This is a genomic window from Streptococcus australis ATCC 700641 (assembly GCF_000186465.1).
Lineage (GTDB): Bacteria > Bacillota > Bacilli > Lactobacillales > Streptococcaceae > Streptococcus > Streptococcus australis.
Genome location: NZ_GL636091.1, coordinates 1,064,981 through 1,078,222, shown reverse-complemented (window position 1 = coordinate 1,078,222; position 13,242 = coordinate 1,064,981). Strand labels below are relative to the sequence as shown.

10 protein-coding genes are annotated in these 13,242 nt (G+C 41.8%); 1 reads left to right on the top strand and 9 read right to left on the bottom strand.

Going from position 1 to position 13,242, the window contains the following annotated elements:
• Positions 1 to 501: 501 nt before the first annotated feature.
• From ftsY to yycF, 9 genes are all read right to left on the bottom strand, one after another.
• Positions 502 to 2,172, bottom strand: coding sequence for a signal recognition particle-docking protein FtsY (ftsY, locus tag HMPREF9421_RS04945; RefSeq protein ID WP_006595899.1), 1,671 nt, complete (start codon positions 2,170 to 2,172; stop codon positions 502 to 504).
• Positions 2,172 to 2,993, bottom strand: a complete 822-nt coding sequence (locus tag HMPREF9421_RS04940) for a Cof-type HAD-IIB family hydrolase (RefSeq protein ID WP_006595898.1) — start codon at positions 2,991 to 2,993, stop codon at positions 2,172 to 2,174. Before HMPREF9421_RS04940 ends, ftsY begins: the two co-directional genes overlap by 1 nt.
• Positions 2,990 to 3,787, bottom strand: coding sequence for an HAD family hydrolase (locus tag HMPREF9421_RS04935; protein ID WP_006595897.1), 798 nt, complete (start codon positions 3,785 to 3,787; stop codon positions 2,990 to 2,992). Before HMPREF9421_RS04935 ends, HMPREF9421_RS04940 begins: the two co-directional genes overlap by 4 nt.
• Entirely contained in the window at positions 3,777 to 7,322 is a 3,546-nt protein-coding gene (smc, locus tag HMPREF9421_RS04930) for a chromosome segregation protein SMC (protein WP_006595896.1), read from the bottom strand. The genes HMPREF9421_RS04935 and smc overlap by 11 nt, the downstream gene beginning before the upstream one ends.
• A complete protein-coding gene (gene rnc, locus HMPREF9421_RS04925; RefSeq protein ID WP_006596983.1) occupies positions 7,313 to 8,014 on the bottom strand; it encodes a ribonuclease III in 702 nt (233 codons plus the stop codon). Before rnc ends, smc begins: the two co-directional genes overlap by 10 nt.
• Positions 8,015 to 8,172: 158 nt before the next feature.
• Entirely contained in the window at positions 8,173 to 8,562 is a 390-nt protein-coding gene (locus HMPREF9421_RS04920) for a YbaN family protein (protein ID WP_006595894.1), read from the bottom strand.
• Between the two features lie 57 nt (positions 8,563 to 8,619).
• Complete coding sequence (locus tag HMPREF9421_RS04915) at positions 8,620 to 9,429, bottom strand: MBL fold metallo-hydrolase (protein WP_006595893.1); 810 nt, start codon at positions 9,427 to 9,429, stop codon at positions 8,620 to 8,622.
• A gap of 8 nt (positions 9,430 to 9,437) precedes the next feature.
• Positions 9,438 to 10,784, bottom strand: a complete 1,347-nt coding sequence (gene vicK, locus HMPREF9421_RS04910; protein ID WP_006595892.1) for a cell wall metabolism sensor histidine kinase VicK — start codon at positions 10,782 to 10,784, stop codon at positions 9,438 to 9,440.
• Positions 10,777 to 11,478 (bottom strand): response regulator YycF, encoded by a 702-nt coding sequence (gene yycF, locus HMPREF9421_RS04905; RefSeq protein ID WP_006595891.1) that lies wholly within the window; start codon positions 11,476 to 11,478, stop codon positions 10,777 to 10,779. The genes vicK and yycF overlap by 8 nt, the downstream gene beginning before the upstream one ends.
• 575 nt (positions 11,479 to 12,053) lie before the next feature.
• Here yycF and HMPREF9421_RS04900 point away from each other — a divergent pair.
• Positions 12,054 to 13,103 (top strand): DUF389 domain-containing protein, encoded by a 1,050-nt coding sequence (locus HMPREF9421_RS04900; protein WP_006595890.1) that lies wholly within the window; start codon positions 12,054 to 12,056, stop codon positions 13,101 to 13,103.
• The last annotated feature ends 139 nt before the right edge of the window (positions 13,104 to 13,242 follow it).

Sequence of the window (13,242 nt, the reverse complement as noted above, 5' to 3'; positions counted from 1 at the left end):
CAACTGACTAAAGGTGCAACTTAAAAACTCATCTCCGAAGAGAGATGAGTTTTCAGATTGAAGATAAAGTCTTCTGAAAAACTTCCCTTAGGTGAGTACGGACGTCATGGAACTTCTACGAAGTTCCATGACTTATTAAGATACAAAGGGCGTCTGCGGATAAAGTCAAAATAGGAAGTTTGACACAGAATCTTTCGATTCTAGGAGAACTTATCTTTTTGACACAATCCGCAGCCCGTGTTCAATTAGTTTTGAGCCTCTTCGCTTTTATATTTCTAGGCTTAGGCTAAAACAGTTCGCCGAACTGTTTTACTCTCAAAACTCCCGAGTGCTAGAAACACTAGTGTCTCTAGCACTTTTCTCACGGCGGAAAGTTTTCAATCTTCTTAAATGGCTAAAAAATAAAAGTCATTTTTTGAAAATCATCTAGCCGTTTTATGTAAAACAATAGTTTGTCTACATTCAAAAAACTCATCTCTCTTCGGAGATGAGTTTTTTTGTTTATATCAAACCTTCTAACAAGCCACGCATAAAGTTTTCAGAATTAAATTCACCGATATCATCGATTTTTTCACCAAAACCGATTAATTTCACTGGAATATCCAATTCTTCTCGAATCGCAAGAACCACTCCTCCTCGAGCTGTTCCATCAATCTTAGTGAGAACGATACCAGTAATCGGAGTAATCTTTGAGAATTCCTTGGCTTGAACCAGCGCATTTTGTCCTGTAGACGCATCCAGGGCCAAGAAGGTTTCATGAGGGGCTGTAGGATCCACTCGCTTGATAATGCGACCGATTTTTTCCAACTCGGCCATAAGATTGTCTTTATTCTGAAGGCGGCCGGCTGTATCAATCATCAAAACATCGACTTGTTCTGCTACTGCCCGTTCCATTCCATCAAAGACCACACTTGCAGGATCTGATTTTTCAGGACCAGTGACAACAGGTACATCCACACGGCGTCCCCATTCGGCCAACTGAGCAACGGCGCCTGCTCGGAAGGTATCTGCTGCGACTAGCATCACTTTTTTGCCTTCCTTCTTGTACTTATGAGCTAGTTTTCCGATAGAAGTGGTTTTCCCAACGCCATTAACTCCCACAAAAAGCATGACAGTCAAGCCATCTTTAAAGTTGATTTGCTCATTGTATTGGCCATCCTTTTCGTAGAGATCCACCAATTTTTCAATGATCACTCGGCGCAAGACATCCGGTTTCTTGGCATTTTCCAAACGCGCTTCATAGCGGAGCTCTTCTGTCAGATTCGATGCGACCTGGACCCCTACGTCACTCATAATCAAGAGTTCTTCTAACTCTTCAAAGAAATCTTCATCGACAGAACGGAAGTTGGCAAAGAAGGCATTAAGAGCTGCTCCAAAGCCGGTCCGAGTTTTCTTCAAGCTCCGATTGTATTTATCTTGAACCGTTTCTGTTGGTTCAGCAATTTCTGGCTCACTTGTCGTTTCTTCTACTACAGGCTCTTCTTCAACCTCTTCGGAAATTTCAGGTTCGCTAGTAGGTTCTTCTACTGGTGATTCTGCTTCAAGCTCTTCGGTTACTGCCTCTAAACTTTCAAGTGTTTCTTCTTCAAGAATTGGTGCTTCCTTTACCACTTCCAATTCTGGCACAACTTCAGACTCTTCTTCAACTACCTCCTCAGGTTCTTTGGAAGGGCTTGAAGTCTCAGCTTCTATATCTGGCCTTACAAGAACTTCTTCTTCAAGGGCTTCTTGGACAAGATCTGATGAAGAATCTAGTTGCTCCTCATTCACACTCACTTCTTGTGAAGCTTCTAGTTCTAAAGTCTGGTCTTCAGTCACAGAAGCTGGCTCAGCTACTTCCTCAGGAGAGGTATCCTGCTCTACTTGAGAAGCGGCCTCTTCCTGGACAGCTGTATCCTGTTTGACAGGCTCTTCTGTAGGTGATTCTTCAATAAATGCTTTCGACTCTTGAGCTGATCGCGCTGATTCGGCAGCCATTCGCTCCTTCAATTCCGCATAGTAGGCTTCCATTGCCGAAATCTTAGCTTCATCACTTTGTGAAGCCTTACTTGTTTCTGGCTCAACTAAGGAACTTGCTTCCTCAGGACTTTCCACAAGCTCTTCTGTAAGTTCTTGGGCTTGTGGTTTTGTTTCTTCTTTTTTTCTTCCAAATAGTCGGTCAAATAATCCCATTATTGACCCTCCTTCAATACATATTCTTCAATCGCTCTTCCGACTGCATCTTCATCATTGGTGTAGCCTGAGACTAGTGTGGCAATCTCTTTCACCTCATCCACCGCATTGGCCATGGCGATTCCTAGTCCTGCCCATTTTAACATGCTGGCATCGTTGGCCTCATCTCCACAAGCCATGACTTGGCTAGCATCGATTCCTAAATACTCCACCAAAGCTTCTAAGCCTCGATCCTTTTGCACTCCTTTGGGGCACCATTCCAAGAGCATGTCTCTAGATTTAAAAATCTCAAAACGCTCTCTTAATTCAGGAGAAATCTTTGGAATAGCTCCATCCAAATAGTCCTGTTGAAAGGCCGTTACACACTTATTATAAGCTATCTGACTGGACAAATCCTCAATAGAAACAGGAATAAAGTTCAAGTAAGGATTATAGAGAGGGTAAAGAGATTCTTGATCAGATGCCAGTGTATAAACATCCCCCTCACTAATGGCGTCTAAGGGCAAACCAAGGGCTTCTGTCTCTTCATAAATGCGGACGACATCATCTCGAGAGAAAACTGTTTTCGCAATGATCTCTCCTGTATTCTTTTGTACCAAGCCTCCATTAAAGGTAATGGTGTATTCATCCGACAAGCCGGCTGTTCCAATCTCTTGGAGCAGAAAATCCATGGCCTTGAGAGGACGTCCCGTCGTCAAAACCACCTTGACCCCTTTTTCTTGTGCTGCACGAATGGCAGCCAGGTTCCGAGGGGAGATTTTCTTTTCTGAGTTTAAGAGAGTACCGTCCAAGTCTAGTGCGACAACCTTAATCTGACTCATAATTCTTCCTCCATATAGCGCAGGACAGATCCTGTCGAATGATGGGGCAATATGGTTTCAGCCAATTCCAAAATCTCTGGACGGGCATTTTCTGGTGCAATTGGATGGCCAACAACCTGCATCATATGAAGATCATTGAGATTATCTCCAAAAGCTAGGACTTGGTCTCGACTAATGCCCAACTGATCCATTAGGGCTTGAATGGCGACTCCCTTGTCCACATAATCCAAGACAATATCAATACACTCATAACCCGTCGTCATGGCCTTAACACCCTCAACATTTTGGGTAACCCAGGCTTCACCTTCCGCTAATACTTCTTGGTCAAAATTGGTGGTCATCTTAAAGACAAGATCATCAATTTCTGAAAAATCTGACACCATTTGAATGTTTTCATTGTAATTTTGCGAAGCAGTTAGATAGTCTGAATCAACGGTCTTTAAAACATAGCTCCCGCGTTTTCCCGTTAACAAGCACTTATTTTTATCGAAATAGGGACTTTCTTGTAACTTGGCAAACATAGCTTGATAAAAATCTGGACTCATGGTCGCTTCATAGACATCTTCACCATGAAACTCAACAACACTGCCGTTTTCAGCTATGAAAATAATCTGATCCTGGACCTCTTTAAAGATTGTCTTCAAAGAGAGGAGAGGCCGACCACTTGCTGCCGCAAAGTAGGTCCCTTTTTCTTGAAACTTCTTTAGTACCTTTAGGAATAAAGCTTGATCAAATTGATGATTTTCATCCAAAAAGGTCCCATCCATGTCTGTTGCGACTAATTTAATTTCCATTATCCATTCCTTCTATATCTTTCAGCTTCACAGATACAATCTTAGAGACTCCGGATTCTTGCATGGTCACTCCATAGATGGAATCTGCTGCAGCCATGGTTCCCTTACGGTGGGTAACCACGATAAACTGACTTTCCTTATCAAAACGATTAAGATAATCTCCAAACCGTTTTACATTGGCTTCGTCTAGAGCCGCTTCTACCTCATCCAAGATGACAAATGGAATAGTCTTGACACGAATGATTGAGAAGAGTAACGCCAATGCTGACAAAGCTTTCTCCCCACCACTCATCAAATTCAAGGATTGAATTTTCTTACCAGGCGGTTGGACAGAAATCTCGACCCCAGCTGACAAGAGATCTCCATCCGTCAAGATAAGATCAGCTGATCCTCCCCCAAACATCTGTTTAAAGGTGACTCGGAAAGATTCACGAATCGCTTCGAATGTAGATTTAAAGCGTTCTTTCACCTCATCATTCATGTCATTAATGGTTTCGAGAAGAAGATTTTTGGCTGCCAAGACATCTTCTCGTTGTCCGGAAAGGAAATCAAATCGCGTCTTGACCTCATCGTATTGTTCGATAGCATCAATATTGACAGGTCCTAAGGCTTTAATCGCTTTCTCCAAGTCTTTTAAGACTTGCTCAGACTGAGCTAGATTTTCTAGTTCGTTGGCCTGATTAGATGCCTCTTCAAAACTCATCTTGAATTCATCGGTCAGAGCTAACATCAGTTTATTTAGCTTATCTGCCAGGCGATCACGATTAGATTCTGCTTTAGCCTGGAGGCGAATCCACTCCTCATTTTGACGGCGGGCTTGTTCCATATGACCCGCTACATCTTCAGACTGGCCTTCCAAATCCTCTAATTCAAATTGCTTACGAATCACAGCTTGCTCCAGAGCGGTTTTCTCTTGAAGGGTTGCTTGCAGTTGTTTTTCAAGGACAGAAACATCGATTTGCTCATGTCGATCTTCTCCCTGCTCAATCGCGTATTGGAGAGCCTGGATTTCCCGTTCAGTAGTAGCCAACTCTTGCTGCAAGCGTTCGGCATCTGTCTGGTCATAGGTCAATCGACTCTTCAACTCTGTTTTCTGTAATTGGAGCTTGGCAATGGCTGCTCGTAAATTTTCAATTTTCTCGACAACGACATCTTTATTGAGCTTGACTTCTTCAATCTCAGCAGTGACTTGCTCTTTTTCCGCCTCAATTTCTTTCAGTCGCGCTTGCAAGTCATCCCGTTTTTGGAGGAGCTCCTGGTCGCTACCTTCATCCAGCTCTGTACGGATAAGTTCTAACAGTTCTTGGGCATCCAAGAGTTGCTGGTGAGCTTGCTCAAAAGCCAATTGAAGGCGTTGCTCTTCTAGTCGTGCCCCTTCTCCTTGACCTTTCAAAGATTCTAGTTTTTCTTGTGATTGGGTCACTTGGTCCTGTTGCTCTTGCACTTGCCCTTCTACTTCTCGCAAGTTCTTCTGAAGAGAGACCAATTCTTGGTGCAAGCGATCCAGTTCTGGCTTGATAAAAATCGAATTATTGCTTCGATTCGCTCCCCCTGCATAGGAACCACCCGTGCGCAGTTCGGTTCCATCGAGCGTCACGATACGAACTTGGTAGGCAACCTTGCGGGCAGCCACCTTGGCGTGCTCAATCGTATCAAAAATAGCTGTGACACCCAAAAGGTTTTGAAAAATCGACTCGAGGGAAGGATCATAGTCCACCAAACTGCTAGCCATCCCTAGGAATCCTGGACAGGATTCAATCAGTTCTTGATTCTTTCCTGCAAGGTAGCGTGGTTTAATAGTTGTCAAAGGAAGGAAGGTTGCCCGACCCGAGCGATTCTTCTTCAGATGTTCGATTGCCCGTGTTGCTGCTCCTTCGTCTTCTACGATAATATGCTGACTGCTGGCTCCCAGAGCAATCTCTAAGGCAGTCTGATACTCTGGTGAGAAGGAAAGTTTTTCACTGACAGCTCCCACGATTCCACCTAAGCGAGTCGCTTCTTGCAAGACACTCTTCACGCCCGCATAAAAATTACTATGATTTTTTTGAATCGCCTCTAAACTGTTAATGCGAGCCTGTTTTTCCTTACTTTGATCAAGTAGATCAAACATCTTGGCTTGCGCTTCTTGATAAGCCTTGCGAGCTTCCTCAAACCGTTTTGCCTCTGATTGATAGGTCTCAAGCAAGTGTTTCAGATGCTCTTGAGCTCCTTGATAAGCTTCTTGAGCAACCTGCTCTTTTTCCTGCAACTCTGTCACCATTTGGATTTGATTTTGGTAATCTTCCTTTTTACTTTGTGACAATTGAGCTGAGGCTTCCAATTGATTTTCAATGGTTGTTAATCCGTTTGATCGCTCCGCTTCATCCTGCATCAAGGCCACGTATTTTTCACGTAAATAATCAATCACCTGATCTGGATCTTCTGAGAAGCTGGCCAACTCCTTCTCCAGACCTTCAAGAGCTTCTTGGCTCTTTTCCAGTTCTTCTTGAAGACTTTTTGTATTGACTTGTTTTTCATCCAACTGATTCCGAAGAACTTGTAGGCGTTCTTCCAGACTATTGACCCGCTCTTGATTTTCCTGACGGCTTCGGGCGACCTGTTGCGACTCCAGGCGTGCCAATTCGATTTGTTTTTCCAAATCACTTAAGAGGCGAGTCAATTCTAAGAGACTAGCTTGATCATCCGATAATTGGTGCTGAAGGGCCTGACGACTCTGTTTCAAGCGGAGACTTTCCGCCTCATACTCTTCTCTTTTCTGGTAATAAGCCTTTAATTGTTCCTGAATGGAAGCTTCTTCTTGGACGGCTTGATCATAGTCTTTCTTATTGACTTCAATTTGTGCGATCAAAACATCCAAATAGAGAATTTGGCGTTCTTGATCCAATTCTAAGAAACGTTTGGCCACAAGCGCTTGCTTTTCAAGCGGTTTGATTTGCCCTTCTAATTCAAAAATAATGTCTTCCAGACGGTCCAAATTATCCTGGGTCTGAACCAACTTAGCTTCCGTTTCCTTGCGACGAGTCTTAAATTTAAGAACCCCAGCGGCTTCCTCAAAAATAGCCCGTCTCTCTTCTGGTTTGGAGTTAAAGATTTCTTCAACCTTCCCTTGGGAAATAATAGAGAAAGAATCTCTACCAAGTCCAGTATCCATAAAGAGATCATGGACATCTCTCAAACGAACTTTCTTACCATCAATCTTGTACTCACTATCACCCGAACGATAAATATGACGCTCCACTCGGATTTCCTTAGCAGCATGTTTGATAAAAGCGTCCCGGTTATCCAGTACTACCGTTACGCAGGCGTAGTTCAAGGGTTTCCGAGTTTCAGTCCCTGCAAAAATCACATCCGGCATCTTGCCACCACGTAGGCTCTTGACGCTTGACTCTCCTAAAGCCCAGCGCAGACTTTCTGTAATGTTTGATTTTCCAGATCCATTAGGGCCAACCACTGCGGTGACCCCTTGGTCAAAGATAACCCGGGTCTTATCTGCAAAAGACTTAAACCCTTGAATCTCAATTTCCTTTAAATACATGAGGGATCCACCTTATTCTCCACAGCTTTTTTAGCTGCCTCTTGTTCTGCAGCCTTTTTTGACCGGCCACGTCCTTGACCAATTATTTTCCCATTGACAGACACTTGCACTTCAAATTCTTTGGCATGAGCTGGTCCTGACTCACTCGTCACCTCATAGGTAATCAAGACATCCCCATGGATTTGAAGAATTTCTTGCAAGCGCGTCTTATAGTCAATCACTTGCTCAAATTGGCCTGCCTCGACTTTAGGAATCATGACTTGCTGAATGAAATCCCGAACAGTCTCCACACCCTTATCCAAGAGCAAGGCTCCTAAAAAAGCTTCAAACAAATCTCCTAAGATGGTGTCGCGGTTCCGTCCACCAGATTTTTCCTCTCCCTTGCCAAGTTTGATAAATTGATCGAAACCACAATCACGGGAAAAGCCGGCCAGGCTTTCCTCACGAACAATCATGGAACGCATTTTTGACAAATCACCCTCTGGCTTACTTGGGTAGAGGGCAAATAAATATTCGGAAATCACTAACTGGAGAATAGCGTCTCCTAAAAATTCCAAACGTTCATTATGTGAAATTTTTAAGAGGCGATGCTCATTCGCATATGAGGTATGTGTAAAAGCTGTTTCCAACAATTCTGTATCGTCAAAAGTCAGACGAAATTTCTCAGCAAGGAGGTTATATAAGGCTTGCATCACGTTACTACTTTCTTTCTTCATTTATGCATCTGGATCGAATCCTGTAACCTATTCTGTCCAAAAGATACACCCCTCTATTATACCAAAAAAGAGTGCGTATCGCACTCCTTTCCCTTGTTTTCAAGATAGGATTTAGGACCTATTCTTTCCTTATATTATTCTTCTTTATCCGGAATCACTTTGAACAAATAATAACTGATAAAAATAGTTAATCCCAATAGACCTAATTTCACAAACCAGAGTGGTGCCAGGTAAATGGAAATCCCCATCAAAAGATAAATTTGTAGAATAATTCTTTTTTTCCGCTTTTTAGAGATCGACTTGGTTTCCCGATAATCCGCTACATAAGTTTGGTACAGCTTGGTCCCATGCAACCATTTTTCAAAGCGTTGAGAACTCTTGGCAAAACAAGCCATAGCTAATAAAAGAAATGGGGTCGTTGGTAAAATAGGTAATGGAATCCCAATAATCCCTAATCCTAAGGAAATAAACCCTACTGTTATATACACATATTTCAAACTAACTGCTCCTATCCTTCCACTCATTTCAAGCTTACACTACTGACCTAAAAAGGAGATGAGCTCATCTCCTCTTTTAATCATCTAGATATCTACTAATGGAGTCGCTGTATCTGGAGATGTATCCAAGACGTCAAAATCATGCCCCACTGCTAGATCTGCTCGAGCCAGTTGATTAACCATGGTCATATGGGCCAATTCCTTGATATTGTTTTCTTTCGATAAGTGGCCCAGATAAATTTTCTTAGTCTTATTGCCTAGAGTCCGAATCATGGCATCCGCACCATCTTCATTAGAGAGGTGGCCCAAATCAGATAAAATCCGCTGCTTTAATCGCCAAGCATAAGAGCCAGCTCGTAGAATTTCCACATCGTGGTTGGACTCGATCAAATAGCCATCTGCATTTTCAATAATCCCTGCCATTCGATCACTGACATAACCTGTATCGGTCAGCATGACAAAGCTCTTCCCATCCTTCATGAACCGATAGAACTGGGGAGCCGCAGCATCATGGCTGACACCAAAACTTTCCACATCCAAATCCCCGAAGGTTAAGGTCTTGCCCATTTCAAATAAATGTTTCTGGGAGTCATCGACCTTCCCAAGGTATTTGCTTCCCTCCATGGCCTTCCAGGTAGCTTCATTGGCGTATAGGTCCATCCCGTATTTACGAGCTAGCACACCAACGCCATGAATGTGATCCGAATGTTCATGTGTGATCAAAATAGCATCAAGATCTTCGGGTTTGCGATCAATCTCTGCAAGCAAACCTGTAATTTTCTTCCCGGACAAGCCTGCATCTACTAGAATTTTCTTCTTAGGAGTCTCTATGTAAAAAGAATTACCACTCGATCCTGAAGCTAAAATACTATACTTAAACCCTTTTTCATCCATTTGTTTTCTTATTCACCTTCATTATCCCATCCATCATCTAGGATAGCATCTTTATCATATGGTAGAACAATCGTGAAAGTAGAACCTTTTCCATATTCACTCTTGGCCCAGATAAATCCTTTGTGCTGCTTGATAATTTCCTTGGCAATGGCCAGTCCTAAACCAGTCCCACCCTGGGCGCGACTACGTGCCTTATCCACGCGATAAAAGCGGTCAAAAATTCGTGGGAGGTCCTTTTTAGGAATCCCTAAGCCCTCATCCGAAATCGAGATAATCAACTGGGCATCTGTCGTTTTCATTCCCACACGAATTTCCCCACCATCTGGGGAATATTTAATGGCGTTATTTAAGATATTGTCTAAAACCTGCGTCATCTTATCTGTGTCAATTTCAACCCAGACAGGAGAAATGGGATAATCACGAACAATATCATATTTCTTCTCTCCAGCCTGACTCTTCATCTTATCGAATCGATTCAAAATGAAGGTGATAAAGGCTGTAAAGTTGGTCAATTCAACATCCAATTGACTGGTTTCATTATCAATCCGTGAAAGACTCAATAAATCCGTCACCATCCGCATCATCCGGTTGGTCTCTGTCAAAGATACTTTGACAAATTCCGGTGCGACTGGTTCCGAAATGGCCCCATCATCCAAGGCTTCCAAGTAGGATTTGACACTGGTCAGCGGTGTTCGGAGTTCATGACTTACGTTGGATACGAATAAACGACGTTCCCGCTCTTCCTTATCCTGTTCGGTTGTATCATGCAAAACGGCAACTAGACCAGAAATGAAACCAGACTCTCTCCGAATCAAGGCGAAGCGAACCCGTAAAGAGATGTACTCCCCATTTTCATCCTGCGAATCGATAGTCAGTTCCGGAACATTGGTAATCAAGTCTCGCAGTTCATACTCTTCACTAATACCAAGCAAATCCAGAATACTGATGTTCATGACCTCTTCGACCACGACATTAAGTTGTTTGGCAGCCATTTCATTGACCAGGATAATCTGCCCACGACGATTGGTCGCTAAAACCCCATCTGTCATATAGGAAAGAATGCTGGTCAAGCGCTTGGTTTCTTGCTCCAAATTTTCATGAGTCAAACGGATAACTTCTGATAAATCATTGATATTGTTGGAAATCTCTGTCAATTCAGGACCTCCTTGTAAATCAATGATATCGGAATATTCTCCAGCAATCAAACTCTTAATTTTATCATTCAACAAGCGTAGCTTCATGTTATCCCGACGATTTTCTAGAATCAGCAAGGCCACCACGATAATAAACCCAAGAGTGAGTAATATAAAAACAAAATTATAAGAGGTCATGACTTCTTTGATGTGATTAATCATTGTTTCTCATATAGTAACCGACACCGCGGCGCGTTAAAATATACTCCGGACGGCCTGGAATATCTTCGATTTTTTCACGCAAACGTCGAATCGTTACGTCCACTGTCCGAACATCCCCAAAATAATCGTAGCCCCAGACTGTTTCCAGCAAATGCTCACGGGTCATGACTTGGCCTACATGGGTCGCCAAGTGATAGAGCAACTCAAATTCGCGATGGGTCAACTCGAGCTCTTTGCCTTTTTTCTGAGCAAGGAAGGTATCCGGAATGATTTTCAAATCACCAATCACAATATCTGAATCTGATGTAGACTCTGTCTGTGATTCTACCGTTAGTTCTGTCCGACGCAACAAAGCTTTTACGCGAGCTTGAAGCTCACGATTTGAGAATGGCTTAGTCACATAGTCATCCGCACCAATTTCAAGACCGATAACCTTATCAAATTCTGTATCTTTTGCAGATAAGACAATAATCGGTACATTACTGGTCTTTCGAATGGTACGCGCTACTTCCAAACCATCAATTTCAGGAAGCATGAGGTCCAAGATCAAAATATCTGGGCTCTCAGCTTCGAAAACAGCCAGTGCTTCTTTTCCATCGAAGGCAGTCAAGACTTCATAGCCTTCTTTGGCCATATTGAATTTTATAATATCAGAAATCGGCTTTTCATCATCTACAACAAGAATTTTCTTCATACATGTACCTACTTCTATTTTTTCTTTGCTTCTTCAAATCTCTGTCCTTTCATTATAGCAAATTTCTTTGAAAAATGGGAGTTATACTTTGATTTGTAAAGAAAGAGAAAGAAAAAGGTTGTGCAATAGAAAAAATAATAATCACAACATAGAGGTCACTAAAATAGCGCTTGAATAATTATTTTCAATCCACAAAAAAGCTAGGTTTGAAGCCTAGCTTTTCTATCTGTTATTTTTCAACACGAGATTTGTTGGCGATATCAGCTAGGATTGCTGCAACACACTCATCATGTTTAAACATTAAAACGGTATCTTCTTTCAGAGGAGATACCGTTCTTCTTTCCTTGAATAAGGAATCTAAAATTTCTGACTTTCTCTATCTGTTCAATTGATAGATTTCTTCAGAAAAAGGCTGTGAAATTTTTGATATAATGTTAAGGATGGACTGATGGCTACTTAAAGGAAAATTTTCAAAAGAATAATAGGTGAGAATTTAAAGTATGTAAGATTGAACATAAGTCTCTCTACCATCATCCATTCAGAAACAAGATTATATGAAATAAAAGGAGTAACCAATGACCAGAAACTATTCAACACGTGAATTCCGCGAGAAACTATATGATGACCTTCATGTTCGATTAAGAGATACAGTGATTTTGATGTGTTCGATTTTTATTGCCTCTATAGGTCTAAATATGAATTCAACAGCTGTCATTATTGGAGCCATGCTGATTTCCCCTCTTATGACACCGATTATTGGACTGGGGTTTGGTTTAGCTATTTTTGATACGCGTTTAATCAAGCAATCTCTAGGGGTTTTATTTACTCAAGTATTGGTCAGTTTGCTTGTCTCGACTCTATATTTCTGGATTTCTCCCTTATCTTATGCAAGTAGCGAATTGATTGCACGAACCTCTCCAACCATTTGGGATGTTCTCATTGCTATTGCTGGTGGGATAGCAGGTTTTATTGGTTCAAGGAAAAAAGAAGCAAACAATATTGTGCCAGGAGTAGCCATTGCAACTGCTCTAATGCCACCTATCTGTACTGCAGGTTATGGTTTAGCTAATGGAAATGTACGATTCTTATTTGGAGCTCTCTATCTTTTCTTGATCAACTGTGTCTTTATCATGCTAATCAACATTGTTGGAACAAGAATTTTGATGAGAAAATCTCCCTTAAGTTCATTTAATGAGCTAAACATTAAAATGAAAATTGGGTTGATATCCTTGATTGTATTATTGGTCCTTCCAGCCTGCTATTCAGCAGTCACTCTGACGATGGATCAAGCGCGAAAAGAAGGGATCAAACAGTTTGTAGGAAAAGAGTTCGCTAATCATACGGTCATTAATCAAGTCTACAAGTCAAGGAATAATGAATTGGTCTTGACAGTTGTTGGAGATCCGATTTCAGAAGAAGAATTAGAAACCATTCGCCAAAAACAAGCCTCTTACGGTATTGAATCTGTTCAATTGAAAGTCAATCAAGTCCATAATTCGACAAAATTAGATAGTGAGGCGACCAAGGAATTTTACGAAAACATTGACAAGTATATCGATCAAAAACTCTCTGAAAAAGATTCACAAAACGATCTCGTAAAAGAAAATGAGGCAAACAAGGATTGAGGATAATCAACTCATCTAACTCATGGAAGCAAATCTTGGGAGGATATCCTATATCCAAAAGTTAATGGATAGAAAGGATTATTGATGAGGATACTATTTGTGGTGGTTTGACCAATCACTACTAGCTCAGGTTAAACAA

What these genes read in the sequence shown, in the direction of transcription:
- ftsY (WP_006595899.1), bottom strand. Translation starts at nt 2,172, where the DNA reads ATGGGATTATTTGACCGACTATTTGGAAGAAAAAAAGAAGAAACAAAA.
- HMPREF9421_RS04940 (WP_006595898.1), bottom strand. Translation starts at nt 2,993, where the DNA reads ATGAGTCAGATTAAGGTTGTCGCACTAGACTTGGACGGTACTCTCTTA.
- HMPREF9421_RS04935 (WP_006595897.1), bottom strand. Translation starts at nt 3,787, where the DNA reads ATGGAAATTAAATTAGTCGCAACAGACATGGATGGGACCTTTTTGGAT.
- smc (WP_006595896.1), bottom strand. Translation starts at nt 7,322, where the DNA reads ATGTATTTAAAGGAAATTGAGATTCAAGGGTTTAAGTCTTTTGCAGAT.
- rnc (WP_006596983.1), bottom strand. Translation starts at nt 8,014, where the DNA reads ATGCAAGCCTTATATAACCTCCTTGCTGAGAAATTTCGTCTGACTTTT.
- HMPREF9421_RS04920 (WP_006595894.1), bottom strand. Translation starts at nt 8,562, where the DNA reads ATGAGTGGAAGGATAGGAGCAGTTAGTTTGAAATATGTGTATATAACA.
- HMPREF9421_RS04915 (WP_006595893.1), bottom strand. Translation starts at nt 9,429, where the DNA reads ATGGATGAAAAAGGGTTTAAGTATAGTATTTTAGCTTCAGGATCGAGT.
- vicK (WP_006595892.1), bottom strand. Translation starts at nt 10,784, where the DNA reads ATGATTAATCACATCAAAGAAGTCATGACCTCTTATAATTTTGTTTTT.
- yycF (WP_006595891.1), bottom strand. Translation starts at nt 11,478, where the DNA reads ATGAAGAAAATTCTTGTTGTAGATGATGAAAAGCCGATTTCTGATATT.
- HMPREF9421_RS04900 (WP_006595890.1), top strand. Translation starts at nt 12,054, where the DNA reads ATGACCAGAAACTATTCAACACGTGAATTCCGCGAGAAACTATATGAT.